This window comes from Xylella taiwanensis, assembly GCF_013177435.1.
GTDB lineage: Bacteria > Pseudomonadota > Gammaproteobacteria > Xanthomonadales > Xanthomonadaceae > Xylella > Xylella taiwanensis.
Window position 1 is genome coordinate 970,349 of sequence record NZ_CP053627.1, and the last position, 25,065, is coordinate 995,413.

The following is a 25,065-nucleotide window of genomic DNA, read 5'->3' on the forward strand; positions in this document are numbered from 1 at the left end:
GAGTCAATAGGTGCGTAGCGATGTCCAATAGATCGTTGGGGCAGTTGGGGATCGTGCTCGATCTCATCCTCCACGACGGGCAGGATTGGGATGGCATCACTCTGCGTAATCCAGACGATGGACAGCCAACATCTGTGTGTCGAGTGGCTGCATTGATGCCTTTTACAATGGGCGTTTGCTGCTGTCACCAGGGACTTCGCGTACTAAGCGTGGCACCAGATAACCCGACAGGCGCGCGGCTAACTCAGCGTGCAGTGCACGTGCACGCGCGTCCTCGACTTCGTAGTGGGCGGTGCCGGCGATGCGGTCGAGCTGGTGCAGGTAGTACGGCAATACCCCGGCGGCAAAGCTGCGTTCGCTCAATGCGGCCAGTGTATCGATGGTGTCGTTGACGCCGTGCAGCAGGACGGCTTGGTTGAGTAACTGTGTTCCGACATTGCGCAGTGCGGCTAGTGCGGCGTCCACACTGGTGTCGAATTCGTTGGCGTGGTTGGCGTGAATCACGAAGGCTACGGGCCAGGGAAGATCCCTGAGCCAATCGAGCAGTGGTGTGTCGACCCGTTCGGGAAGGACCACCGGCAGCCGGCTGTGGATGCGTAGGCGCCGCAGGTGGGGAATGCCGCGCAGCGCGTCGGTCAGCTCGGCCAGCTTGGCGGTAGACAACGACAGTGGGTCGCCGCCGGACAACACCACTTCCTCAATGGATGGATCAGCCCTGAGTAATGTTGCCGTTTCCTGCCAGCGGTTATGTGAGGCCGTGTCCTCAGCGTAGGGAAAGTGCCGCCGGAAGCAGTAGCGGCAGTGCACCGCGCAACTGCCAGTGGCGATGAGCAGGATGCGCCCTCGATATTTATGGATGATCCCAGTTGCGCGTCTGGCGGCACTGTCGCCGACAGCATCCACACCGAAGCCGGCGATCTGGCGCTGTTCCGCGTCAATTGGCAGCACTTGGCGTAGTAGCGGATCGTTTAGGTCGCCAGGGCGCATCCGCGCCACGAACCCTCGTGGGACACGCAGCGGGAATTGGGTTGCAGCCGCCTCACTCATGCCGGCCGATGTGGGATCAAGTTCTAGCAGTGCAAGCAGCTCGCGTGGGTCGCGCACGGCCTCGCGCCATAACTGCTGCCAGCGTGGCGGCGGCAATGGACTGGCGGAGGATGGCTGTAAGGGACGAGAGGCTGCGGTTATCATGCTGCGTTGGGAAAACCCTCGCCGTTCCCGGTGGGCTCCCGCATTGTATCCGCTCGCTTCTCCTGCCGCGGCGGTTTTTTTGTTTAATCGAGGAGCTTCAGCATGGCCAGTTACGGCATGAACGATGTTAAGAACGGGATGAAGATCCTGGTCAACGCCGAACCCGCAGTGATCACTGACACTGAATATGTGAAGCCCGGTAAGGGCCAAGCCTTTACTCGCGTGAAGTACCGTCTGATCAAGTCTGGTCGTGTACAGGAACTCACCATGAAATCGACCGATTCACTTGAAGCAGCTGACGTTGTGGACACTGACATGCAGTATCTGTACAGCGATGGTGAGCACTGGCATTTCATGCAACAGGAAACCTTCGAGCAAGTTCAAGCCGACAAAAACGGTATGGGCGGTGCTGAAAAATGGCTCAAAGGTGAGGAAGCGTGTGTGGTGACGCTCTGGAATGGGACTCCGATTGGGGTGCAGCCGCCAAACTTCGTCGAGCTGAAGATCATCGAAACCGATCCGGGGTTGCGTGGTGACACGTCCGGCGGCGGTGGTAAGCCGGCTACCTTAGAGACCGGTGCGGTGGTGCGTGTGCCGCTCTTCGTGAATCAAGACGAGGTGATCAGGGTCGATACCCGTTCTGGGGAGTACGTCTCGCGGGTGAAATAACCCTGTTCCTTGGCGGCTGACTGTGTGTGGTAGCCTCCACAAAGTGCGATGTCAGCCGATATGGGATCTGCAATGGCTGGCGCTCGTTTCACAGACATGGCTAAGTCCTCCTACATCACCCTCTGCCCCACATTGTCATGACCACTGCGCATCCCCCTTCTGAACCTTGTGACTTGCTGATTGAGGCTGGCTACGTGGTCCCGATCGAGCCACATGCCATCGTGCTAGAACAGCATGCGGTCGCGGTCCGTGATGGTGGCATCGTTGGTGTGCTGCCGATCGCTGAGGCGCGGGTACGCTTTGCTCCGTCGCGGACGGTCAGCCGCCCTGACGCCGCGTTATTGCCGGGATTGGTCAACGCGCATACTCATAATCCGATGACGCTACTGCGTGGTATGGCCGATGACCTGCCACTGATGACATGGCTGCAACAGCACATCTGGCCGGTGGAGACAGCGGTCATCGGGCCAGAGTTCGTTGGTGATGGCACCGCCCTGGCCATTGCCGAGATGCTGCGCGGCGGCACCACATGCGCGAACGAAAACTATTTTTTCCCTGATGTGCAGGCGGCAGTCTATAAACAGCACGGTTTCCGCGCCCTGGTCGGTGCGGTGATCATCGATTTCCCGACGGCCTGGGCCAACAGCGACGACGAGTACTTTGCCCGTGCGATTGAGTTGCATGACCAGTGGCGTGACGATGCATTGATCGGTACCGCGTTTGCGCCACATGCACCATATACAGTGAGCGATGCGAATTTCGAGCGGGTGCGCCTGCTGGCCGATCAGCTCGATGTTCCCGTGCATCTGCATACTCACGAGACGGCGCAGGAGATTACCGACTCGATCAAACAATATGGCCAGCGTCCGCTGGCGCGATTGCATCGGCTTGGTGTGGTCAATGATCGCTTGATTGCGGTGCATATGACGCAGTTGACCGATGCTGAGATCCAGTTGTGCGCCACCGCCGGTGTCAGTGTGGTGCATTGTCCGGAATCCAATCTCAAACTGGCTTCCGGTTTTTGCCCGGCCTTCGCATTGCAGCGTGCCGGGGTGAACCTTGCCATTGGCACGGACGGTTGTGCCAGTAACAATGATCTGGACATGTTCAGCGAAAATCGCATTGCAGCTCTCTTGGCGAAAGCTGTTGCTCACGATCCTACCGCGCTGGACGCGGCCACCACGTTGCGTGCGGCGACCTTGGGTGGTGCCCGCGCCCTCGGTTTCGGCGATGTGATTGGTTCGATTGAGGTTGGCAAGCAGGCCGACCTGATCTGCGTGGACCTTGCGGCGCTCGAGACTCAACCGTTGCACCACGTGCTCTCGCAGCTGGTTTACGCCGCAGGTCGTCAGCACGTCAGTGACGTGTGGATTGCCGGGCGGCCCAAATTGGTGCAGCGTGAACTCATTGACATTGATGTGGTTGGCCTGGTCGCTAAGGCGCGCCAGTGGCGCGAGCGCATCCGCGCCATCCGCGCTTGAATCCTGCGTACCGTTTCACGGAGATTCGCCATGCCTTCCTCTGATGACAGCGTTTCCAAAAATTACCGCCAGAGTGAACTGGACAAGTTTGCTGCCTTTACGAGTGGTTGGTGGGATCCTGATGGACCGCAGAAGCCATTGCATGCGTTGAATCCGGTGCGTTTGGACTACATGGCGGCGCGTGTGCCGCTGTCTGGTGCCCGTGTGCTTGATGTCGGTTGTGGCGGAGGACTGCTCAGTGAGGCGTTAGCGCGCCAAGGTGCACAGGTCACCGCGATTGACCTGGCTCCGAAACTGATCGAGGTGGCCCGGCTGCATGGTGTGGAATCGGGTGTCCAGGTGGATTATCGAATACAGGCGGTCGAGGCATTGGCGGCTGAACAGTCAGCTGAGTTTGATGCGATCGCCTGCATGGAGATGCTTGAACATGTCCCCGATCCGCATGCAATTGTGGAGGCCTGCGCGCGCCTGTTGAAGCCTGGAGGCAGGTTCTTTCTGTCCACGATTAACCGAACCCTGGCCGCGTTCATGCTGGCCGTGGTGGGTGCTGAGTATGTAGTACGCCTGTTGCCTAAGGGCACCCATCAATACAAAGACTTCATCAGGCCGGCTGAACTGGCGGCTTGGTTGCGTCACGCTGGGCTGCATTTGGAAGATGTCAGCGGCATGCTGTACGAGCCGTGGCGCAATCGTGCACGGCTCACATCGCGTACTGAAGTCAATTATCTTGCCTGCGCGATCCGTCCGGAGAGTCCCCATGCCGCTTAATGTGTTGTCCAGGACGAAGTTCCCGCGCGCGGTGTTGTTCGATTTGGATGGCACGTTACTCGATAGCGCCCCGGACATGCTCGCGACTGCCAACGCGATGTTGGCGGCGCGTGGCCGTGCGCCGCTCAAATTAGCGCAGTTACGTCCGGTCGTCTCCAAAGGTGCATACGCGATCATCACTGTGGCCTTCCCAGAACTGGATGCAGCAGCGCTCCAGGGGCTGGTGCCGGAGTTTCTGCAGCGCTACGAGGTACTGATTGGTAGCGCCTCGGGTCCGTTTGATGGTGTTGAGGTGATGCTGGATGCCCTGGAGCGCGCGGGGACAGTGTGGGGGATTGTCACTAACAAGGCAGAGTTTTTAGCGCGACTGATCTTGCCGTTACTGGGATGGGCCTCTCGCTGTGCCGTGCTCATCGGGGGCGATACGTTGGCGCAGCGTAAACCGCATCCATTACCGTTGTTGACCGCCGCCGAACGTATCGGCGTGATGCCTGGGGAGTGTGTTTACGTGGGTGACGATGTGTGCGACATCCTTGCTGCACGTGCGGCGGGGATGCCATCGGTGGTTGCACTGTGGGGCTATCGGCCGCATGAAGACAACCCAAGGACTTGGCAGGCAGATGGTGTGGCTGGACAGCCACAGGTGTTGAGTCAGCCTGATGCCTGGCCCGGCACTTGAGCATTGTCTGACTGTGTACCGGCGGTGAGTCGATCCAGTGCCTTGGATAGTTTCCTGGACAAGTGGTTGGACCGCTGGCCGGAGTGGTCAGTGGCTGAACTGTTTATCCCTGAACCGCAGCGGCGTCTGGTGATGGCATGGTTCACCCTGCTGCAAGAGTTCGAAGATGTCATGAATGTCGCTGGCGACCCGCTGCCAGCCGATGCCAAGCTCGCGTGGTGGCAGCAGGAACTGATTGACTGGGCTGCGCAGCGCTCGCGGCATCCGCTCGGGCGGTTGTTGGAGCCGGTACGTGCACCCTGGGCCGTGTTAGCGGATGCGCTGCCGGCGGTGCAGGTGGCGCGCCGGCGTCCTGATTCATTTGAGCAGGCATTATTGCCATTGCAGCCGCTGGTGGAAGCCGTTGCTGCGGTGGAGGCTGTAGCGTTTGCGCGTATCGAGGGTACCGACAGACGTGCACTTGCATTGCAATGGTTGGATGCGCGTCACCGGGCGATTGGCGCGGCCGCGGCGCCTGCAGGAGTCAGTATCGCGGCGTGGCGTGCACAACTGCTTGCGGCGTGGCCTGTTAAGCCAACACTGGTACGGCCGCACCGGATCTGGTCGCGTCTGATGCGGTTGCGGTTACATCGCCAAGTGCTTGGTCAGCACGGCAATCCATCGCCATTACAGCAACTTTGGCATAGCTGGCGTGCCGCCAGCGGTGGAGATTGAGGGGGGATGGAAGTGATTTCTTTCCTTGCCTGCGGGAATGACCCTGGCGGCGATGCTGGCCACAATGGTCGCCGAACACGGCATGGATGCAGCCATGTCTCGCTGTCTGGCGTGGTGTTCCCCCACACCGCTCAGACAGAAGCATCAGATCTCAACGCCCTGCTGTAGCTGGCACGGCGTGACGCTGTCATTGCTAAACCTGCACGCAGACAGCGGATGTTTGCCAAGTGCGGCATGGTGAACCAACCACTCGACACCACTGGGTACGCGGTCTGGTCCTTGCTCGCCCTGGCGCGATCTAAGTGGACAACAGGCGTGAATCACAGAGGGAGACACTGGATGCGATGATCTATGTTCGCATCGTGCTCAGGGGCAGCGGTGAGCCACGCGTGGATCAGTGCATCGTTGCGCTTGCAGAGACCCAGGATTCGCTGCAGCGCACTGGTGACTACGTCGGTCCAAATCCGAGCAGGCACCTTCCAGCGTCACGCATCACAATGCGTCCAGAAATTCCCTCACTGGGGGGCCGAATCCCTCGACATCCACAAGGAACGCATCATGCCCCTGCGGCGAGTCAAGGCCCAGGAATGTGGCCTGCGTACCACCGCGGCGCAGCCCTTCGGCAATCTGTTTTTGCTGCTGTACTGGAAAGAGGATGTCGGTATGGGTACCGATAGCCAGGGCACGTTGGATGCGGATCATGGCGAGTCCTGCAAGGATGTCCCCATTGGCGTACTCGGCTACATCAAACCAGTCCATCGAGCGGCTCAGGTACAGGTAGCAATTCGGGTCGAAGGTGTGCACGAAGCGGCGTGCATGGCTTTCCAGGTAGTTTTCGACTTGGAATTCCAGTCCAAAGGGATTGTCGTTGGTTTGATCCGAATCCAAGCGTACCCGGCCGAAGCGTCCGTCCCATTCCAGCGCTGAGCGGTAGGTGATTACACCGAGTTTGCGTGCCATGCGCAGCCCCGACTCTGGGTAATGGGTATCGTCGTAGTGACCACTTTTCCAATTGGGGTCCAAGCGGATCGCTTCGCGTTGCAGCGAGCGGATAGCGATCGAAAACGGTAATGCCTGCGCACTGCCGGAAATATTGATGTGACGGCGGGCGATGTCGGGATGTAACAGCAGGATGGCTAGCGCGGTCATCCCCCCCATTGAATTGCCGATCAGGCAGGCAAGCTGGTCGATGCCGAGCGCATGCACGACTTCGATGGCGGCATTGGCACCGTCTTCGATCGAAAGTTCGGGAAAGTCCAGACGATATGTAGCATTCGTGATGGGGTTGAGCGACGCAGGGCCGGTAGATCCTTTGCAACTGCCTAGCGAATTGACGCAGACCACAAACCAACGGTCTGTGTCGATGGGTTTACCTGGACCCAGCATCGACTCCCACCACCCTGGTTCAGGGTTGCTGTTATGGCGTGCGGCATGGGCATTGGGTGACAAGCCAGTCACGATCAGCACGGCATTGGTGGCGCTGGCATTCAGCCGGCCCCATGTTTCGTAGGCGATGTGGGCGCCGTGCAGGTGTCCGCCACGCTTCATCGGGAATGGAGAGGAAAGCGCATGGAACCGGCTGCCTGGAGGGATAAATTCGGTCATTGCAGAATTCTAGCCATGTGGCTACCTAAGTATTGAGTGAGGTGTGTCTCACCCAATGTGGGATGTGTGGTTGTTGTGCACCGTGGTGGTTGGGGATCCTCATATCGCCGACGGTGCACCCATGTTGCCTGACGTTTGATGTCGGAGCAGGGGGGCGAGAGGAAAGCAGCTCGAGTAAGTAAGACGTTCAGAGGGTGCTGCCTGTGCGACGAGCTGCGGCAGATTTTCCCATCGCAATGCTGGAGTGTGAGTGCCACCGGCTTTGTTGCTGGCAGAACCACTGTCACCGGAGCACACGCTAGGGTTTTGGTGTGTGGCTGAGCATGACTGTTGCGTGATAGATGGGCAGGTTCTTCTACCCGCTTTAGGTTTGAACGTGTCTGGTTTGGTATCAGGTGGATGCTGTTATCAAAGACGCTCTGTAGCGGCGTTTACTTTAGGGGGGCCGATCACGGCCACAGATGTTGACGAGCTGGGGGTGTGCGAAGACGGGGCACACAGCGCTGCTTTGCGGTGCAGGTGTGAAAACGTGGTTCCTTCGCATGGTATCGCGATCGTGCAGTGGTGTTGGATCACTGATCAGTGGTGCCGAAATGGCAACAGGCATGGCCGTACACCGCAGGAGTGCAAGCGTGTGTTTCATGGTGCTGGATGCAATGCTGGTGCGGCGGTCGGTGAACGTTCGATGTCGGCGAGTGCCGGTAACAGCTTGTGTTCGATCATGTCCTGATTTAGAGCGCCGCTATGATTCCAGCGCACGATGCCACGTCCATCAATTAAGAATGTTGCTGGTGCCGTGGTCACGCCCCAATCGATGGCGGTTTTTCCTTCCGCATCTGACACCACGAGTAGATACGGATTGCCCAACTGCTCGAGCCACTGTAGTGCATCTTCCCGCCGGTCTTTCCAGTTGTAGCCGATCACACGCACGCGCTTGCTCAGTGCGAACTGAGTCAGTACCGGCTGTTCGGCGGTGCAGGCCGCACACCAACTGCCCCAGATGTGGAGCAGATAGGGGGCACCGGCCAGATCGGTGCTGCTGATTTCCATTGAGGGATCGTGCAGCAGTGGCAGTGAGAACGTTGGTGCCGATTTTCCGATCAGTGCTGAGGATACTTGGTCGCGTGCTGTATCCCAGGAGCGCATGACGGCGAAGGTGAGCAGTGCGATCAGGATCAGCAATGCAATGGCACCGGCTAACAGGAGGGGGACGGGTAAGCGGCGGGGTGAATCAGACATGCGAGGACTCCGGGTGATGGCGGAACCGGCGATCGGCGGCAGCGATCAGCCCACCCAGGGCATTCGTGCTGCGCCCAGCCAGATCCAGCGGACGAACGGTTTGTAGTGTGCCTGAATTACCCATGCTCCATCGCCGCGTGATGCTCCCAGAACAACGTAAACATCGCTGCGCACGGAGACCGGCTTCGGTCATGACTGGGCCACTACCGGCATCGCGGCGTTGCTCCGTCGTCAGGGTACGTGGTGGCCGTCCGTCGCGTTGCAAGCTCAACGGCGTGCGGTCAACCAAGGAGTGTAGGCCTTGGTATTCGAACAGAGCGTCAAAGCGCAAGGTGATGTGGCCGAGGGTGAGGGCGACTTCGCGTTGCAGGCGGCGTGTTGCAACCAACAGAGCGCCAGTGAATATGCCGATTGTGCCAAGACCATGCCCAGCGTACTGGCGTTGGGGCGTGATCGGGTAGTGTGCCAGTGCAACCAGATGCAGCGCAGTGTCCTCAGCAGTACCCATGCCGTTGCGGCCACGCTGAGCATGGTTTTCTAACGGTGCCGCGATGCCGGCCAGGCCTGCTGCGGCCAGTGCTAGTGCGGCCCACGGTGTTAGCAGCGCCAGTGGTTTCGAGGGTTGTTCGCGTTGCCATCGGGTTTTCAGCAACAGGTTGTTGACCAGCAGCAGCATTTTGCGTGAGACCGCTGTAAAGCGTTGCTGCACATCAATCGTGATAGGGGCCAGCTGCGGCGCACACTGTGCATACAGCAACAATGCACCGCCCAGCAATGTCACCATGAACACCAGAATAAATGCTCCACGTACTAGGTCGGTGGTAAAGCTGTGTACCGAGGTCAACACGCCTATGTGTGCACATGTGCCGAGCAGTGCCAATGCAAATGTGGTGCTTGCCAGCAGCAGCGTCCAGTGCGTGAAGCTGCCGCGTGTGGCGGTGATCGCTGGAGAATGCATGAGTGCCACACTGACCAGCCAAGGCATGAAGCTGGCGTTTTCCACAGGATCCCAGAATCACCAGCTTCCCCGACCGAGTGCGTAGTACACCCACCCGCTGCCAAGCGCGATGCCCCGGGGCAGCCGTTCCGATGCGATGTGGCTCCAGGGCCAGCTTCAGCGTCGCCAGGCTGGATCTATCCGCCTTTCTAGCAGCACCGCGACGGCAAACACGAATGGCACTGCGAAACCGATGTCGCCTGCATATCACCGGGGCGGGTGCACCATCATCCCGGGATCCTGCAACAGTGGATTGAGGTCATGACCCTATGACGTGGCAGGTAGCAGACGTGCGCATGGATTGGAGGTCAATACAATCCATGTGAGGAATCAGCCAGCACGCCAAGCAGACGTGCGCTCAAGCGTTGCTGGGAGTGTGTGCGAATACAAGACAACGGTGGCGGTCCATCATGCCAATCGCAACATCCATAACAGTAGCGATCCTTCGTGTGCATCCCCCACGGCGATATAGCGTTAGAACCTTTGGTCGCAGTGAATGGGAGTGCGCGGCGACATACTGCCCTGAGAAGTTGTTGACGAGGAACGCATGGGTGAGCGGCGTGAATACGCCGGCCACTAAACCCAGGTGAACCTAGGTTGCCGGGCGTGTGCCGTCCATCCAGTCAACGTGTCCGCGCGCTGCGCCACCCAAGGCAAGCAGTCCCTGCAGCAGAGCGAGGATCAGCAGGATCTGGCCAAATTCAGGCAGCATGCGGTGTCGTGGTGAATGGGGGTGCAGTGCGTGATTAAGGAGTGCAGCAGGCGTGCCAGCCGTTACGTCAGAGCGTGAATCTGGGGAAGCATGACTACCACAACGCTGCGGTGGTGTGGCGCCATTTAAGGCGCTGCTTCTGGGATGGGGGTGTCCAGGATGGTGTGCTGGCGCTGCGTTGTTGGCATCTTGCTGCCCACTTTCTTTGGTGTATAGGTCTCGTTGTGCTGCGCCAATATGGTTTCGGTAACAAAGACGCCTGCTATATCTGGCCGGTCGCGGTCACCGCTTGGCCTTCTTAGAAGAGGTCTGGGAGGATGGGGACATAACGCACCTGCAGGGGTGTGTTGCCAGCGGTGACGCTGCAGCGGTTTTCCAGCATACCGCAGGTGCGCTGCAATGAATCCTTTGCGACCATGCTGCCGCGCCTGAAACGTATCTGTTGGCCGGCGTCGCCACGCAATACGTCCGATGGCATGTACAGATAGGTGAGCGGGCGTTGCAGCGCCATGATGGTCAGCGTGGTTGCCGCTGCGGCCGTCAGCAGCAGCGGCGGTATGTATTTATCCTATGAGTGTGTTGTCGATAGCAGGCGTGTTGTGGCGCTCGCGTAGACGATGCTGTTCCATCTGGGCACGTCGCTGTGCAGTGCGTCGTTGCCGGCGTACTGCGAGCAAATCCCACAGCAGGATGAGCACGAATACGGCATAAGCGCCGATGACATAGGGTAGGTGGGTCATCACTGCGACTCCAGGCGTTCACTCGCCCAATGTTGGTTGGCATTCGAGTATAGGTTTTCGGCACGGGTGCGACTGAGCAGCGCGCCAAGGAACCAGCACGTGGTTGTTGCCAGCATCAACCACAACGTGGTCATGTTGTAAATGCTTGATGTGCCTAGCAGGCGCAGTGCCTGACCCTAGTGCAAAGGATGTGCACGGTTTCGCCTATGTACTGCTCTGGCGGCAATACGACCCTTGCCTGCCAGAGTGCGGGGGCTATCAGTGCCAGCACAGTGAAATAGCACGATGGTGCCCAGCGGGCGGCGCACTGATCAAAGGTCGGCGGTGAGCTAAGCCGATGGAGTCCACGGACAAGGCTGCATCAACAACGGTTCTTTAACTGAGTGAGATACGGATTGCGGTGGTGGCTGTCAGTGGTGCCAGCACCACACCCAGAGCCAAGCCGGTGCCAAGGAGTAACAGCGCACTCGTACCGTCCTGGTCTTGCACGGTGGCGGTGATGCTGCCGCTACCGAACACGAGTACCGGGAGGTAAAGCGGTCAGGCCAGCAGTGCGACGAGGATGCCAGTGCGTTGCATCGTGACGGTCAGTGCGGCGACGACAGTGCCGAGCAGGCTCAGGAGCGGCGTGCCCAATGCCAACGATGCTAGCAATATGGGCAGTTGTTCCTGGGGTCGTCGTAGCAATGTGCCAGTCACGGGGTGATGGCGATCAGCGGTAGCACACTGGCTGTCCAGTGGCATGCCACCCGCACGGTGATCAGCCAGGTCAGTGGGACGGGTGAGAGCAGCCATTGTTCTATGGTGCTGTCCTCAACGTCGGCGCTGAACAACGTATCCAGCGACACCAAGCCTGCGAGTAGAGCAGCGATCCACAGCACTGTTGGGGCCGGGTGTGCCAGTGACTGTGGCTTTGCACCAAGGCCGAGGGCGAACAGTATCGCCATCAACAGTGCAAATAATATGGGTTGCACGGCATTGGTGCGCTGACGTCACAGCAGGCACAGTGCTCGGGTGACGATGGTAGATGAGGTGTGCCGGGTGCATAGGTCGGGGATAGGCGCGCTCATGTGGCTTTCTCTAAGTGCTCTCAGTGAATCAGGTGGGTGGGCACTGGAAGTGTGGGATGAGCATCGGGTGTGGTGAGGAGTGCGCCGCCTCCGTTGTGAAGGTGTACAAAGATCATGTGGTTGACGAGGGTGATGCCATCCGGATCCAGGTGGGCGTAGGGTTCGTCTAACAGCCACAACGGTGTTGGTGATAGCCACAGTCGGGTAAGTATGAGGCGCTTTTTCTGACCGGCTGGCAGTTGCTGGATCAGTGTCTCTCCGTCGTTTGCCAGACCGACGGGGGCGAATGCGTCATCTGGTGTCCGTGTGGGGTGGCCGCTGTGCAAGGTGCTCAGCAAGTGCAGATTTTCCAGCGCTGACAGGTCATGTTTCAGTCCTGGGAGGTGGCTCATGTAGGCGATGAAGTGGCGGCCTTCCGTAGCTGTGGTGTGTTGTCTGTTGCTCTTGATGTACCCGTGATCGCTGGGCCGGAGCCCGGCTAGGGTGGTTTTACCGATCCCGTTGATTCCCTCTGTATGACGATGGCTGCACCAGCCTTGATGTGGACATCGCGTGGGCTGAGGATGGGTGTTGCGTTGTGCGAGTCGGTCATGGGATGCGCAGCCAGCAGGGGTGGTGCGGAGGATGGTAGATCGATCATCGGGTGGTGGGATTGAAAAACACGGGGCATGCGGTGTATCGCGGCATGGGGATGGTATAGGGGCGGCGGCGATACGCACGGTGCGTTTTGCAGCACATGCGGCCGTACCATGATGCACATTCAGTACACTCGTCGCTCTTACATATTCCGACGAGATACGCACCCGTCATGCAGATCACGACGAAGTTACCTGGTGTGGGGACTACTGTATTCAGCGTGATGTCGCAGTTGGCAGATGAGTATGGCGCGGTCAATTTAGGCCAAGGTTTTCCCGATTTTCCGGTGCCATTGCGGTTGCTGGAGGCGTTGGAGGATGCGGTACGTCAGGGACACAATCAGTACCCGCCGATGATCGGTGTGGCTGCGTTGCGTCAGGCGATCGCTGCGAAGGTGCTGCGCTGCTACGGTGCGCAGGTGGATGCTGATGTTGAAATCACGGTCACCAGTGGCGCTACCGAGGCGATTTTCAATGCGATCCATGCGGTGGTGCGGGCTGGCGATGAGGTGATTGTGCTTGATCCAGCGTATGACTGCTATGAGCCGGGGATTGTGTTGGCGGGTGCCCGTGCGGTGCATGTGCCATTGGACGCGGTGAACTTTACGGTGGATTGGGAACGGGTGCGTGGGGCGATCACTTCAAAGACTCGGCTCTTGATCATCAACAGTCCGCATAACCCATCCGGGGCCATGTTTTCAGCCGAGGATATGCGGGCCTTGGCGGCGTTGTTGGATGGCACTGGGATTTTTCTGCTGTCCGATGAGGTTTACGAGCACATCGTGTTCGATGGGCGTTGCCATGAATCGGTGTTGCGGTGGCCGGAGTTGCGTGCGCGTGCTTGGGTGATTTCCAGTTGCGGTAAAACGTATCATTGCACCGGATGGAAGATTGGTTACGCGATTGCACCGCCGCTGCTCAGTGCAGAGTTTCGTAAAGTTCATCAATACAACACGTTTACCAGCTTTGGCCCGGCACAGCATGCGTTTGCCGTGATGATGCGCGAGCAGCCCGGGTACGAGGAGCAGCTTGGCTTGTTCTATCAGGCGAGGCGCGATTGTTTCCGTGAGCAGTTGCTGACAACGAAGTTGACGCCGCTACCGGTGTCGGGTGGTTATTTTCAGTTGGTTGATTACGCAGCGGTCAGTGATGGGTCGGATGTGGAATTTTCGAGATGGTTGGCTGTGGAGAAAGGGGTGGTCTCGATTCCGTTATCGCCGTTTTATGAGAGTGTTCCAGCCGGTCAACGTTTGGTACGGCTGTGTTTTGCTAAACATGACATGACTTTGGCGGCGGCGGTCGAGCGGTTGCAACGGCTTTGATTGGGAGGACAGCATGCAGGATTTGCGTATCACGCTTGTCCAGGGCAATACCCGGTGGCATGACCCGGTTGGTAACCGTCGTTACTATGGTGCTCTGTTAGCTCCTCTGGCGGGCGTCACTGATGTGGCGGTGTTGCCGGAGACCTTCACCAGTGGTTTTTCTAACGATGCCATTGAGGGTGTCGAGGGGATGGATGGTCCGACGGTCGCTTGGATCCTTGAGCAGGCGGTGTCTCTGGGGGCTGTGGTGACGGGAAGTGTGCAGCTGCGTACGTCTGAGGGCGTGTTCAATCGGTTGTTATGGGCTGCTCCGGATGGAACGTTGCAGACTTACGATAAGCGTCACCTCTTCCGCTATGCGAACGAGCAGCAGCGTTATGTTGCTGGGTGTAAGCGCTTGGTTGTGGAATGGAAGGGGTGGAGGATCAATCCGCAGATCTGCTATGACTTGCGCTTTCCGGTGTTCTGCCGCAATCGCTATGACGTCGAGCGTGTTGGTCAGCTTGATTTTGATGTGCAACTGTTTGTTGCTAATTGGCCGGCGGTGCGGGCTGATGCTTGGAGAACTTTGCTGCGTGCCCGGGCGATCGAGAACCTGTGCTACGTCGTTGGGGTCAATCGGGTGGGGGTGGATGGTAATCAGTTGCACTATGCCGGGGACAGTGCGGTGATCGATGTTTTTGGTCAGCCGCAATTGGAGATCCACGGGCGTGAACAGGTGGTGACTACGACAATGTCTGCACAGGTGCTGGTAGAACACCGTGCGTGTTTCCCGGCAATGCTGGATGCGGATGCATTTGCATTGGAAAGGCCCGGTGTTGATCGGTGATCAATTGCTGAATGGGCACTTGTGCGTATCTCATCTCCAAGGTGGATGCGCTGTTACAGTCAGCGCCATTGTCCATTGGAATACCGATCATGCATCTCAAGTATTGGGCCATGGCCGCGGCCTTGAGCGCGGTTTTATTGACGCCGCAGGCCAAAGCGGTAGAAGACATGGGTTGTAAGTTGCGCTTTAACTTGGCGGGTTGGTCGGTGTTCTATAAGACGGCGAGCGGCATTGGTACGGTGACATGCGCTAATGGCATGGTGGTTCCAGTCACGATTAGCGCTAAGGGGGGGGGGCTGACTTTTGGTAAGTACAAGTTCATCGGTGGTAAAGGCAAGTTTTTTGGGATCTACAACATCAAGGATGTGTTCGGCACCTATGGTGGCGCAGAGGCGCATATCGGCATTGTTAAATCTGGTGGTATCCAGTTGGTGACTAAGGGGGATGCGTCGTTGTCCCTGGGCGGGACTGGTAGTGGTATTGATGTTGGTATCGGTTTTGGCAATTTCGTCATTAAACCGCGCCAATCCGTCCAAAGTAATGTTGTACGGCGTGTGCAGCCGCGCCCGTCAGTCGCGGGTTGCAAGCCGAATACCTGATGATCGCGTTAGGATCACTGTCGCGTGATGATTGACGGACATGAGGGCGGAGTCGCTGTTGTTAGGTGCGGTGCGCCGCTATAGCGATTTTCCCGTGGGTGGTTTTCCTGATCGATGCGATCAATTGCCATGAGCAGCTTTAATGCCGCCCCTCCTGGGCTTACATGGTTGTCAGTGTGTTCGCACGTGTAGAGGGGCATGGTGATCAGGCAGGATGTGCAGGCGCTCCAGGTACTTTGGCTTCATTGATCCGCATTGATCTTTCGGAATGTAAAGTCATGCGGCGGTGATTGATTATGGTTTCAAGCGTTTGCAACCGAGGGGAGTGGTGGTGAATACGTGGGATGTTGCAGCGGCACTAGGAGCATTGAACGATTACGGGGATCTTGGCCGCCGATTGCGGTTGTATTTGCTACCGCTGTTGTTGGGTTGGCCTACGATGCCTCCTCTCGGACCAGTGTTGCCGTAGGGGCTGAAGCTTGGAGTCGCGTGGTCGGAGGGGAAGTTAGGTGCATTGTTGGCGTATTTGTATGGGGGCTTGCGTCCTTGTTGTCCAGGAGTGTTGTAGGGGCTTGGGCTTTTTTTGTTGGAGCCGGCACCAGCGTTGCGGTGGTTACGGGGGCCGGTGCTGACACCTTCGGGGACGTACCAGCTGTGGAACGTTGCCGGGTTGCCTTCCGATAGCGAATGGTCGCCCTTGGGCTTGTAGTGTTTGAAGGGTTTTTGTGCTTGTTTGGCGGCGACTTCCCCACTGACGGTCAGCCTATCTTTGAAATGGTTCTTACCTTGGCCGCGACCTCGGTCATCACGCAGGGTGTCGAAGCGACGCAGCTCACGGCTTTCATCGGCGGTGCTGTGGTTGTTGAGGTAGGCATATCTGCTGTTGTCGTTGCGATTCACGTGCAGTGTGGATTTGGTTGAACGGCGTTGGCCGATGACCGGTTGCAAGGTGAGTGCTAACGGCATGTCTTTTTCGAGTTTCAGTTGGGTACGCAGTGCTTCCACTTGCGTCTTGGTGAGTTCGGTCGACTGGCCCCGCAGTAGTTCGCGTGGTAGGAGTACAGAACCATAACGGGTACGTTTGAGGCGGCTGACCTGGCAGCCTTGCGATTCCCAAAGCCGGCGTACTTCGCGGTTGCGGCCTTCTTTGACCACAACACGAAACCAGTCGTGTGAATCGGTGTTGCCGATTCGTTCGATAGTGTCGAATTTTGCTGTGCCGTCTTCTAGCACGACGCCGCGTGTCAATTGTTCGACCAGGTCGTCTCGCACATGTTCTTCTCCCTCGGGGGAGCGCACGCGTACGACGTATTCGCGTTCGATTTCGGATGAGGGGTGCATCATCACATTGGCGAGTTCACCGTCGGTAGTGAGCAGCAGCAGGCCAGTGGTATTGATATCCAAGCGGCCAATGGCGATCCAACGCGCACCTTTGAGTGTGGGTAGGGCTTCGAACACAGTGGGGCGTCCCTCTGGATCCTCGCGCGTGGTCACTTCGCCTTCGGGCTTGTTGTAGATCAACACGCGTGCTGGCTCGGTGAGTGCACTGGCGACGAAGCTGCGGCCGTCCAGTTCGATTTTGTCACCGTTTTTGACGGACATGCCGATCTGTGCAATTTCGCCATTAACCTTGATCAGTCCGTTGGCGATGCGTTGTTCCAGTGCACGGCGCGAACCCAGACCAGCCTGGGCAAGAACCTTGTGGAGGCGCTCCTCCAATTTTGGTACTTCGGTGGCTGTCTCGCGTTTGAGTGAAAGTGTGTTCGATGGCGGTTTATGTGGGGTATTACTCATGGGGTAAGGCTCCGTCCGGCGGCGTCTGTGTCGATTTCTGAATCTGAGTCAGTGTAGTGATCGGCTATAGACGTTGTCGTGATGGCGTTGTCTTCTTGTTGGTTTGGGGTTGTCACGTTGTTACCCGGTACGTCTTCGAGGGAGAAGGGGGAGGCGTTGTGGTTTTCAACGTTGGTTGTTACTAGGTCCGTTGCGATGTCTGGGGCTTCGGTATCCGCAGATGGTCGGTTGCTGGAGGTGCTATCGGTGGTAATGGTGGTCTCTATATTGGTATTCACATCTTGGGTTAATTGGGGAGAGATGTTCGGTGGGGGTGCTGTGGTGTCTGATACCGATGTGTTGTTTGTGTTGTTGTCGTTAGATTCTGCGGGAGTATCGTCCGTTTGAATCTGGCTCTGGGAGGTGTGTCGATTGTTGCTGTCTAGCGGCAATTGTGGCTCCAATTCGCCAATGTCTTTCAGATCTGCCAGTGGTGGTAGTTCGTCCAGCCGTTTAAGTCCGAAGTAATCTAAAAATGCTTTGGTGGTACCGAACAATGCTGGCTTGCCAGGTGCGTCGCGGTGGCCGACAACGCGAATCCATTCGCGTTCTTCCAATGCATGAATGATGTTGCTGTTGACCGCTACACCACGTACTTGCTCGATTTCGCCACGGGTGATTGGCTGGCGGTAGGCAATCAGGGCTAAGGTCTCAAGTGTGGCGCGAGAGTATTTGGTCTTGCGTTCTGTCCATAGCGGTGTGACCCAAGCATGCACGTCTGTCTTGAGTTGGAAACGGAAACCGGAGGCTACTTCCACGAGTTCCACGCTGCGTTCAGCACAGGCATTGTGTAGCAGTTCTAGGGCACGCTCGATGCTATCTGGCGGTACTGGTGTGTCGTCTGGGAATAAAGCGTGCAGTTGTGCCAGTGTGAGCGGTTGATTGCTGGCTAGCAATGCACCTTCGACGATGCGGGTGATCAACGTCAAATCCAGGTGGGTATCGGCTTCAGGGGGGGGCATGGGTGGAATGGCTGTTGTCGAACTCGCTGGAGAGCTGTAGCGGTCCGTTGGTGTGGTGATGGGCGGCCAGGGATTTCACGTAGATCGGGCCTAGCGGGGCTTCCTGGACGATGTCCAACAGCTGTTCTTTAGCCAGTTCCAGGAGTGCCAGGAATGTCACCAGTACCCCAAGTTTGCCTTCTTCAGCGGTGAACAGTGCTGTGAAATGGTGGAACTTACCGTCTTCCAGATGGGCCAGTATATCGCCCATGCGTTGGCGTACGCTCAGCGCTTCGCGCCGGATGGCGTGGCCGCTGAACAGTTCGGCACGCTTGAGTACGTCGCGTAGTGCTAGCAGCAGTTCCTTCATGTTGACCGGGGGTGGTATCCGTACCGTGGTTTGGTCTGGAACAAAGGCATGTGCTGAGCTGCTGTCACGGTCCAGGCGGGGTAGAGCGTCCAGATCCTCGGCAGCTTGTTTGAAGCGTTCATATTCCTGCAAGCGACGTACCAATTCGGCACGCGGGTCCTCCCCTTCCTCGCTCTCGGCGTTGGGGGGACGTGGCAGAAGCATTCGTGATTTGATTTCGGCCAGGATGGCTGCCATGACCAGATACTCAGCGGCCAGCTCAAAGCGCAGTTCTTGCATCACGTTAATATAGTCAACGTATTGCCGGGTGATTTCGGCAACCGGAATGTCCAGGATATTTAGGTTCTGGCGGCGGATCAGATACAGTAGCAAGTCCAGTGGACCCTCGAATGCATCGAGAATGACTTCCAGTGCATCCGGGGGGATATACAGATCTTGAGGGATCTGCAGCACGGGCTGGCCATGTACCATTGCCAGCGGTATTTCCTGCTGTTGTGGTACTGGTGTCGGTGTTGGTGGATTCGCGGCTGGTGCGCGTTCTGAATTCATCGGGTTGCTATTGGATGTTGCAGTGGCCGGTTGCGGTTTCGATCCGGTTTATCATCATATGAGGTTTGTTGCGATCCTAGGCGGCACCGCTTGCAGCGCGCTGCTGAGAATGCACAAACGATATATTTTCCCACCTGGAGGCAAAACAGGATTTCCTGGAATACTCCGCGCCAGCATCGCATAGCGCGTTGATCATTCGTAGGTGCCTTCTAATTCTTGGCGGGACTGGCAGAACCGCTGTCCGTGGCTGCGTATCATTGTTCCAAGAGTAATTCGCTTGCCGGTCCGGTGTCCAGCAGTGTTTGGAGCCGGAGCGTTGCAATGAATCGTCGGTTTGTTCGAAGTGCGAGGAGCATTGCATGTGGTACGTGATCGGGGTTGAGGGCGGTACCGATGCTGCGAAGGCAGAGTGCCGTGTGAGGTTTGTAAATTTTCAGTGTTTGCAGGTGCTGCTTGAGCCCAAGTATTTGACGGTTGTTGGTCCGTCTCCTGCGGTCGATGTGGGCGAGTTGTGGTCAGCTGGGTTTAGTGGCAGTACGGTCATCGTCTGGTTTTCTTGGTTGTGGGAGGTCACTGCTTGTGCCGACACAGATCCTTGTGTCACGGTAGGAAGCCGAGTGTATCTGTGTGGTGAGGTGTGGCTGTGAACCCGGTCGAACGGATTCAGATCGCCCTTCAAGATGCTTTTGCGCCGTCTCGGTTGGAGGTGAAAGACGAAAGCGATCGCCACATTGGTCATCCTGGTGCGCGTGATGGCCGTGGTCATTTCAGCGTTCTGATTGTCACGCCCATGTTCGCTGGAAAAACGCTGCTTGCTCGGCACCGTGCAGTTTATGCGGCGTTGGGCTCGATGATGAAGACAGATATCCACGCGCTTTCAATCGAAGCTCTGGTTGATGAAGGTGACGCACATTGAGCGAGTGGCGCTGGTGCTGTCCAAAGCGATTAGAGTGATTGTGGCGGTTTCAGTTTCAGGTTCAGGTTTTAGGAAAGGCAAGATGGCTATTTGCATGGGTTTTACTGTCATCTTCGAATCGATTGCAGCCATTCAATCGTATGTTGGTAAAACATTTGATAATCACCAGTAGGAAACTGACTGGTGCATAGCATGCAATGCGTGAGGGTGTCGTTAAGTCGTTGATGTTACTTTTCTGGATTTTGTCTTGAAAAAATATGTCATTTCCTCGTTCGTTAACCTGCGTCTATGAGTTGACAACGTGCTGGAGAATATCTACCCACTCTGCAATATCGGTAATCCGGCTTTGTTTGCATGTACTTTGTCCATCTAACTTGGGAGTACCCACTGCCAAGGGGAGCGCTACCAAAGTGTCAGCATCCGTTGGCAGCCTCGCATTGTGAGGCACTTCGATAAGTACATCGTGCGTATTGTCAAGCTGTCGTTTGAGTTCGGCGTAAGGGTGATTGGGTGTGGTTGTTCCGTCCAAAAGGGGAAGACGGTTGCTACGGCTTCATTTTTTATGTGATATGTAAGCCTTACGTATTGGTGGATTCAATGAATCTGCAATTTACTTCACATTGGTTTGTTTTTCTGTTGCCAGTCGCTGGGTCGTTATTGACTTCGTGCAAACAGGAGTCCCCGTCGGCTAAGCCGCAGATCATCATGATTGAAGCTAAATTGCCGCCCCGTCCTCTCAAGCCTGATCTGCCACCGCTGTTTCTGGATATTGAGCGGCGTACCTTTCAGTTTTTTTGGGACACAACCAATGAGGTGAATGGCCTGACTCCGGATCGCTATCCGTCAAGGCCGTTTGCCAGTATCGCTTCTGTCGGTTTCGCTCTGACCGCATACCCCATCGGGATCGAAAACGGCTGGATCAGCCGAAATCAAGCGATTGATCGTACCCTGACTACGCTGAAATTCTTACGCGATGCTCCGATGGGGCCGCAGCGTAGTGGCCGTGCTGGCTACAAGGGGTTCTTCTACCACTTCCTGGACATGCAACAGGGGCATCGCTACGACAGTTGGGTCGAGTTGTCCAGTGTGGATACTGCATTGCTGATGATGGGAGTGTTGTTTGTCGAGTCTTATTACGATGGTGAAGATGTCCGTGAGAAGGAAATTCGTCAGATTGCCGACCGGCTATATAGGCGGGTTGATTGGCCGTATTTGCAACAGCGTAAGCCGCTGATTTCGATGGGTTGGTATCCTGAGCGTGGCTTCATCGAGCATGACTGGATGGGTTACAACGAAGCAATGATGGTCTACTTGCTAGCGTTAGGTTCGCCGACCCATCCGTTAGAACCCGTCTCCTGGATTGAATGGACACGCACCTATAACAAGGATTGGGGGGTGTTTCAGGGGCAGGAGTATCTGGCTTTCGGCCCGTTGTTTGGACATCAGTACACTCATGTCTGGGTGGATTTTCGAGATATTCAAGACCAATACATGCGTGAGCGCGGTATTGATTATTTCCTGAATAGCCGTCGTGCTGTGCTTGCTCACCGCGATTACGCAATCGATAACCCGATGAAGTGGAAGGATTATGGCGAAAACATTTGGGGCTTGACTGCCAGCGATGGGCCGCAAAACACCACCCAGGAATACCGCGGTGAACAGCGTCAGTTTTTCCACTACCGTAGCCGTGGTGCCGGCCTGTTTGAATTCTTTGACGACGGTACGATTGCGCCAACCGCTGTGGTGGCTTCGGTTGTGTTCGCTCCTGAAGTGGTGATCCCAGCCACGCTGGAGATGCACAAGCGTTATGGTGATTTCCTATATTCCAGTTATGGGTTTCTGGACGCCTTCAATCCCAGCTTTGATTATGATATTCCCCTTAAAACAGGTCGCTTGATCCCCGGCCGTGGTTGGGTGGCCAGTGATTATATCGGCATCGACCAAGGGATCATGCTCAGCATGATTGCCAACTACCGTAACGACTTTGTCTGGAATGTAATAAAGAAGAATAAGTATGTTCGTACTGGATTGGAGCGTGCCGGTTTTACGGGTGGCTGGCTCCAAGAGGATGAGGTACTGAGTGGGCTGCAAAAGGACGAGCGCGCTGCGGCGGCACGCTCGTTGGGCATCGCGGAGTCGCGTGCTGCGGCTGCGCAAATGCAGTCGATACCATCCTTCTCGAGTAAGAAACCGGAGTAGTAAGTGCATTCCGGTAAATGCCTGACTGGGTTGTTGCTTGGCTTGGTGATGGTTGCTTGTGGTCATGAGCCGTCCAGACACACGGTGAGGTTTTGGGCAATGGGACGTGAGGCCGAGGTGGTGGCCGGATTGGTGCGTGACTTCGAGAAGGAATATCCGGAGATTCGTGTAGACCTTCAGAGCATCCCAATGACCGCCGCCCACGAGAAGTTGTTGACAGCATTTGCTGCAAACAGCCTTCCTGATGTGTGCCAATTAGGTAACACTTGGCTGTCAGAATTTGCGTTACTGGATACGCTGGAACCGTTACAGCCGTACGTGGCCAAGTCCAATGTTGTAATGCCTGCGGACTACTTCCCTGGCGTTTGGGATACCAACATCGTTGCTGACATCCTTTATGGGGTACCTTGGTATGTGGACACACGTCTGCTGTTCTACCGCAAGGATATTCTGGCGGCAGCCGGGTACAGTGGGCCTTTAACCAGTTGGGCCGATTGGGAACGTGCGATGGCCGCGATCAAGCGCCATGTCGGCCCAGATCGTTATGCCATCTTAATGCCGCTCAATGAGTTTGAGCAGCAGCTTTCGTTGGCATTGCAGCAGGACGATCCGTTGCTGCGTGATAACGACAATTATGGCAATTTTCGCAGTCCCGGGTTCCGTCGGGTACTGCGTTTTTACCGCAATATTTACGAGCAGAGCTGGGCACCTAAGATTTCCGAAACCCAGGTGTCTAATGTCTGGTACGAGTTCTTTAACGGCAATTATGCGTTTTACTTCTCAGGGCCGTGGAACGTGCGCGAGTTTAAGTTGCGTCAGCCATCGGAGATGAGCGGTAAATGGGGCACGATGCCGCTGCCTGGTCCGGATGGGCTTGGCGCGGGCGTCGCTGGTGGCTCCAGCTTGGTTATTTTTAAATCTTCGCAGCGCAAACAGGCGGCTTGGCGATTAGTCGAATATCTGTCTCGGCCGCAGGTGCAGGCTCGCTTCCACAGCATCATCGGAGATTTGCCGCCGCGCCGCAGTACTTGGCGTTTTCCTGGCTTAGCCGAAGATCCGTTGGCACATGCCTTTGCAGAGCAGCTGGAGCGCGTTAAATCCACGCCCAAAGTGCTGGAGTGGGAGCGGATCGTGCAGGAGATGCGTTTGATCACCGAGCGGGTGGTACGCGGGGGTTTGGCAGAGGAGCAGGCTGTAGAGCAGCTTGATCGGCGTGTCGACAAAATTCTTGCCAAGCGTCGTTGGATCGAGGAGCAGGTCGGCAAGACGTCGCATTCTGAGAGAGTAAAGCAATGAGGTGTGCTTCTTTAGTCGGTTGGGTGTTCGCTGCTCCTGCGGTGTTGGTGATTGGCATGTTCTTCGGTGTACCAGTGTTGATGGCGTTAGCACTCAGTTTGACCGATTTCGATTTATACGCTCTCGCCAATCCGATGTACCTGCGCTTTGTTGGCTTGAACAATTATCTGGAATTGCTGCAGACCCCGTTGTTCTGGAAGTCGCTGTGGAATACGACCTATTTTGTGCTGCTCGGTATGCCGATGTCGATTGCGGTGTCGCTGGGGGCAGCGTTGCTGTTGAATTCAAGAGCAGCACGTTTTAAGGGATTGTTCCGCACAGTTTTGTTTGCCCCGGTGGTGACTACGTTGGTTGCTGTCGCGTTGATTTGGCGTTACCTGTTTCAACTTAAGTATGGGGTGGTGAACTGGGCGCTTAATTGCGTTGGTATTCATCCAATCGACTGGTTGGGTGACCCGCATTGGGCGATGCCGATGATCATGCTGTTCGCTGTGTGGAAGAACTTTGGTTACAACATGGTGATTTTTTTGGCCGGGTTGCAGGCGATCCCACAGGATCTGTATGAAGCCGCGCGCATTGATGGAGCTTCCAAATGGCGGCAATTCCTGCATATCACATTGCCGATGCTGGGACCTGTGCTGATGGTGGTTGGGATCATCACTGTATCCGGCTACTTTCAGTTGTTTGCCGAGCCTTATGTGATGACCCGGGGTGATCCTCTACAGAGTACGGTCAGTGTGCTGTACTTCATGTTTGAGGAGGGTTTCAAATGGTGGAACCTTGGACGTGCTTCTGCTGTCGCGTTTCTGTTGTTCTTGATCATTCTTGCGGTGACGACGTTGATGCTGTGTGTTGGACGTAGGAAAGATTTGATATGAGCCGCGAAGTTGGGCGCACTAAGTGGAACATCCTGTTAGTCAATGGCTGTTTGTTCATGCTTGCGTTGGTGAGCCTTGCGCCCTTGCTATGGATGTTGTCTGCGTCGTTGATGCCAGCGGGCGAAGCTAGCCGCTTCCCGCCGCCATTTCTTCCGTCTGTGGTGACGTTGGCCAACTACCGTGAGTTGTTTGCACGCATTGGCATGGGGCGCTACTTCGCTAACAGCTTGCTGGTGTCGTTATCGATTACATGTGGTTCAGTACTTTTTAATACGATGGCTGGCTACGCGTTTGCCAAGCTGCGTTTTTCCGGTCGTGAACGGGTCTTTCAGTTGCTTCTTACGGCGTTAGTGATCCCGGCACAGGTGGCCATGCTGCCGTTGTTTTTATTGATGAAACATCTGCATTTGGTCGACAGTTTCGCTGGAGTGATCATTCCAGCATTGGCGACGGTATTTGGCATTTTTCTGGTCCGGCAGTACGCGCGTGGTATTCCCAATGATCTGATCGAGGCCGCACGCATTGATGGTGCCAGCGAGATGCGGATTTTCTTCCAGATTGTTCTGCCAATGCTGAAACCGGTATTGGTGACGTTAACAACGTTTACCTTTATGACGGCTTGGAACGATTTCATGTGGCCGTTGATCGTGCTCACCGATCAGGAGCACTACACCTTGCCGGTGACGCTGGCTGCGCTCGCGCGCGAGCACGTCATGGACATAGAAATGATGATGGCAGGAGCAGTGGTAACTGTGGTGCCGGTACTGCTGTTGTTCATGGTGTTGCAGCGTTACTACATCCAGGGTTTGTTGCTGGGGAGCGTGAAAGGGTGA

Annotated in this window: 24 protein-coding genes and 3 pseudogenes; 15 read left to right on the top strand and 12 right to left on the bottom strand. The window is 56.5% G+C overall.

The window, feature by feature from the left end:
• Positions 1 to 162 precede the first annotated feature (162 nt).
• The gene (gene epmB, locus PLS229_RS04115; RefSeq protein ID WP_038271400.1) at positions 163 to 1,191 is read right to left on the bottom strand and encodes an EF-P beta-lysylation protein EpmB; all 1,029 of its coding nucleotides are present in this window, start codon (positions 1,189 to 1,191) and stop codon (positions 163 to 165) included.
• 102 nt (positions 1,192 to 1,293) lie between these two features.
• Here epmB and efp point away from each other — a divergent pair, with 102 nt between their 5' ends.
• From efp to PLS229_RS04140, 5 genes are all read left to right on the top strand, one after another.
• Positions 1,294 to 1,860 carry an elongation factor P gene (gene efp, locus PLS229_RS04120; RefSeq protein ID WP_038271401.1) on the top strand — a complete coding sequence of 189 codons (567 nt, stop codon included), beginning with the start codon at positions 1,294 to 1,296 and terminating at the stop codon, positions 1,858 to 1,860.
• A 137-nt stretch (positions 1,861 to 1,997) separates the two neighbouring features.
• Complete coding sequence (locus tag PLS229_RS04125; protein WP_038271402.1) at positions 1,998 to 3,341, top strand: TRZ/ATZ family hydrolase; 1,344 nt, start codon at positions 1,998 to 2,000, stop codon at positions 3,339 to 3,341.
• 30 nt (positions 3,342 to 3,371) lie between these two features.
• The gene (gene ubiG / locus PLS229_RS04130) at positions 3,372 to 4,109 is read left to right on the top strand and encodes a bifunctional 2-polyprenyl-6-hydroxyphenol methylase/3-demethylubiquinol 3-O-methyltransferase UbiG (protein ID WP_038271403.1); all 738 of its coding nucleotides are present in this window, start codon (positions 3,372 to 3,374) and stop codon (positions 4,107 to 4,109) included.
• Positions 4,099 to 4,788, top strand: a complete 690-nt coding sequence (locus tag PLS229_RS04135; RefSeq protein WP_038271404.1) for a phosphoglycolate phosphatase — start codon at positions 4,099 to 4,101, stop codon at positions 4,786 to 4,788. Before ubiG ends, PLS229_RS04135 begins: the two co-directional genes overlap by 11 nt.
• Positions 4,789 to 4,812: 24 nt before the next feature.
• A complete protein-coding gene (locus PLS229_RS04140) occupies positions 4,813 to 5,502 on the top strand; it encodes an isoprenoid biosynthesis enzyme family protein (RefSeq protein WP_038271405.1) in 690 nt (229 codons plus the stop codon).
• A gap of 492 nt (positions 5,503 to 5,994) precedes the next feature.
• Here the strand turns inward: PLS229_RS04140 and metX are convergent, their stop codons facing one another.
• The 8 genes and pseudogenes from metX to ccmA form a co-directional block, all read right to left on the bottom strand.
• The gene (gene metX / locus PLS229_RS04145) at positions 5,995 to 7,107 is read right to left on the bottom strand and encodes a homoserine O-acetyltransferase MetX (RefSeq protein ID WP_038271406.1); all 1,113 of its coding nucleotides are present in this window, start codon (positions 7,105 to 7,107) and stop codon (positions 5,995 to 5,997) included.
• Positions 7,108 to 7,746: 639 nt separating this feature from the next.
• Positions 7,747 to 8,346 carry a DsbE family thiol:disulfide interchange protein gene (locus PLS229_RS04150; protein ID WP_038271407.1) on the bottom strand — a complete coding sequence of 200 codons (600 nt, stop codon included), beginning with the start codon at positions 8,344 to 8,346 and terminating at the stop codon, positions 7,747 to 7,749.
• Positions 8,339 to 9,304, bottom strand: coding sequence for a cytochrome c-type biogenesis CcmF C-terminal domain-containing protein (locus tag PLS229_RS12175; protein WP_230428501.1), 966 nt, complete (start codon positions 9,302 to 9,304; stop codon positions 8,339 to 8,341). The genes PLS229_RS04150 and PLS229_RS12175 overlap by 8 nt, the downstream gene beginning before the upstream one ends.
• An 876-nt stretch (positions 9,305 to 10,180) precedes the next feature.
• Positions 10,181 to 10,566: pseudogene (locus tag PLS229_RS04160) on the bottom strand (cytochrome c maturation protein CcmE domain-containing protein).
• Positions 10,567 to 10,618: 52 nt separating this feature from the next.
• Positions 10,619 to 10,795 carry a heme exporter protein CcmD gene (ccmD, locus tag PLS229_RS04165; RefSeq protein WP_069636214.1) on the bottom strand — a complete coding sequence of 59 codons (177 nt, stop codon included), beginning with the start codon at positions 10,793 to 10,795 and terminating at the stop codon, positions 10,619 to 10,621.
• Positions 10,795 to 10,929, bottom strand: a complete 135-nt coding sequence (locus PLS229_RS12430; protein WP_267903175.1) for a hypothetical protein — start codon at positions 10,927 to 10,929, stop codon at positions 10,795 to 10,797. Before PLS229_RS12430 ends, ccmD begins: the two co-directional genes overlap by 1 nt.
• Before the next feature lie 241 nt (positions 10,930 to 11,170).
• A pseudogene (locus PLS229_RS04175) lies at positions 11,171 to 11,769 on the bottom strand (heme exporter protein CcmB).
• A gap of 116 nt (positions 11,770 to 11,885) precedes the next feature.
• Positions 11,886 to 12,505, bottom strand: a pseudogene (gene ccmA / locus PLS229_RS04180) (heme ABC exporter ATP-binding protein CcmA).
• 168 nt (positions 12,506 to 12,673) lie between these two features.
• Between ccmA and PLS229_RS04185 the strand changes: the two are divergent.
• The 3 genes from PLS229_RS04185 to PLS229_RS04195 all read left to right on the top strand — a co-directional run bounded on the left by PLS229_RS04185 (position 12,674) and on the right by PLS229_RS04195 (position 15,250).
• Positions 12,674 to 13,822: a pyridoxal phosphate-dependent aminotransferase gene (locus PLS229_RS04185; RefSeq protein WP_038271408.1), complete on the top strand. Its 1,149-nt coding sequence runs from the start codon at positions 12,674 to 12,676 to the stop codon at positions 13,820 to 13,822.
• A 13-nt stretch (positions 13,823 to 13,835) separates the two neighbouring features.
• Positions 13,836 to 14,651, top strand: a complete 816-nt coding sequence (locus tag PLS229_RS04190; protein ID WP_038271409.1) for an amidohydrolase — start codon at positions 13,836 to 13,838, stop codon at positions 14,649 to 14,651.
• Between the two features lie 89 nt (positions 14,652 to 14,740).
• Complete coding sequence (locus PLS229_RS04195; RefSeq protein WP_038271446.1) at positions 14,741 to 15,250, top strand: hypothetical protein; 510 nt, start codon at positions 14,741 to 14,743, stop codon at positions 15,248 to 15,250.
• A gap of 375 nt (positions 15,251 to 15,625) precedes the next feature.
• Here PLS229_RS04195 and PLS229_RS04200 read toward each other — a convergent pair whose 3' ends face one another.
• The 3 genes from PLS229_RS04200 to PLS229_RS04210 are packed head-to-tail and all read right to left on the bottom strand — an operon-like array spanning position 15,626 to position 18,943.
• On the bottom strand, positions 15,626 to 17,044 hold the full coding sequence (locus PLS229_RS04200) for a pseudouridine synthase (RefSeq protein WP_038271410.1): 1,419 nt from the start codon (positions 17,042 to 17,044) through the stop codon (positions 15,626 to 15,628).
• Entirely contained in the window at positions 17,041 to 18,018 is a 978-nt protein-coding gene (gene scpB / locus PLS229_RS04205; protein ID WP_038271447.1) for an SMC-Scp complex subunit ScpB, read from the bottom strand. The genes PLS229_RS04200 and scpB overlap by 4 nt, the downstream gene beginning before the upstream one ends.
• Before the next feature lie 13 nt (positions 18,019 to 18,031).
• On the bottom strand, positions 18,032 to 18,943 hold the full coding sequence (locus PLS229_RS04210) for a segregation and condensation protein A (RefSeq protein ID WP_038271411.1): 912 nt from the start codon (positions 18,941 to 18,943) through the stop codon (positions 18,032 to 18,034).
• Between the two features lie 359 nt (positions 18,944 to 19,302).
• Between PLS229_RS04210 and PLS229_RS04215 the strand changes: the two genes are divergently transcribed.
• The 7 genes from PLS229_RS04215 (at position 19,303) to PLS229_RS04245 (ending at position 25,065) form a co-directional block, all read left to right on the top strand.
• On the top strand, positions 19,303 to 19,590 hold the full coding sequence (locus PLS229_RS04215) for a YciI family protein (RefSeq protein ID WP_051482334.1): 288 nt from the start codon (positions 19,303 to 19,305) through the stop codon (positions 19,588 to 19,590).
• On the top strand, positions 19,587 to 19,859 hold the full coding sequence (locus PLS229_RS04220; RefSeq protein ID WP_038271449.1) for a BolA family protein: 273 nt from the start codon (positions 19,587 to 19,589) through the stop codon (positions 19,857 to 19,859). Before PLS229_RS04215 ends, PLS229_RS04220 begins: the two co-directional genes overlap by 4 nt.
• Positions 19,840 to 20,031: a hypothetical protein gene (locus tag PLS229_RS04225; protein ID WP_152536626.1), complete on the top strand. Its 192-nt coding sequence runs from the start codon at positions 19,840 to 19,842 to the stop codon at positions 20,029 to 20,031. Before PLS229_RS04220 ends, PLS229_RS04225 begins: the two co-directional genes overlap by 20 nt.
• A 425-nt stretch (positions 20,032 to 20,456) precedes the next feature.
• The gene (locus PLS229_RS04230; RefSeq protein WP_038271453.1) at positions 20,457 to 22,058 is read left to right on the top strand and encodes a glucoamylase family protein; all 1,602 of its coding nucleotides are present in this window, start codon (positions 20,457 to 20,459) and stop codon (positions 22,056 to 22,058) included.
• 48 nt (positions 22,059 to 22,106) lie between these two features.
• A complete protein-coding gene (locus PLS229_RS04235; RefSeq protein ID WP_051482335.1) occupies positions 22,107 to 23,354 on the top strand; it encodes a sugar ABC transporter substrate-binding protein in 1,248 nt (415 codons plus the stop codon).
• Complete coding sequence (locus tag PLS229_RS04240; RefSeq protein ID WP_038271413.1) at positions 23,351 to 24,232, top strand: carbohydrate ABC transporter permease; 882 nt, start codon at positions 23,351 to 23,353, stop codon at positions 24,230 to 24,232. Before PLS229_RS04235 ends, PLS229_RS04240 begins: the two co-directional genes overlap by 4 nt.
• Entirely contained in the window at positions 24,229 to 25,065 is an 837-nt protein-coding gene (locus PLS229_RS04245; RefSeq protein ID WP_038271414.1) for a carbohydrate ABC transporter permease, read from the top strand. The genes PLS229_RS04240 and PLS229_RS04245 overlap by 4 nt, the downstream gene beginning before the upstream one ends.